The following is a 464-nucleotide window of genomic DNA, read 5'->3' as shown; positions in this document are numbered from 1 at the left end:
CAGGGCGCCAAGCCACTGGGCGAAGAAGGCAAGGGCGACAGCGACTGGGTTCTGCTCGACCTCGATCTGGTGATCGTGCACATGATGACCGCCTCGGCGCGTCAGTTCTACGACCTGGAGCGTCTGTGGGCCGGTGCCGAGCAAAGCCGTGCGGCCGATGCCAAGCACCACAGCCCGGAAAACACCCACGAGCATTTCACCAAGCTCAACAAAGACCAGTTCTAAGGGATCGCTGTGCGACTGCGCCTGATCGCCGTCGGTTCACGCATGCCCAAGTGGGTGGAAGAAGGCTGGCATGAATATGCCAAGCGTCTTCCGTCCGAGCTGGCGCTGGAACTGGTGGAAATTCCGCTCAACACCCGTGGCAAGAATGCCGACGTGGCCCGTTTCATCCGCCAGGAAGGCGAAGCCATGCTGGCCAAGGTCGGGCACAACGAGCGGATCGTCACGCGGGAGGTTCACGG

2 protein-coding genes are annotated in these 464 nt (G+C 62.1%); both read left to right on the top strand.

Annotated features, from left to right (window positions below; all coding sequences use genetic code 11):
• A partial coding sequence (locus J5M71_RS28090; protein ID WP_207838865.1) for an RsfS/YbeB/iojap family protein occupies positions 1-225 on the top strand: 225 nt, incomplete at its 5' end.
• Positions 226-234: 9 nt separating this feature from the next.
• A partial coding sequence (locus J5M71_RS28085; RefSeq protein WP_207838863.1) for a 23S rRNA (pseudouridine(1915)-N(3))-methyltransferase RlmH occupies positions 235-464 on the top strand: 230 nt, incomplete at its 3' end.

This window comes from Pseudomonas sp. 43(2021) (genome assembly GCF_017490805.1).
Classification (GTDB): domain Bacteria; phylum Pseudomonadota; class Gammaproteobacteria; order Pseudomonadales; family Pseudomonadaceae; genus Aquipseudomonas.
The sequence above is the reverse complement of the archived record's forward strand: the minus strand, read 5'-3'. Positions and strand labels throughout refer to the sequence as shown.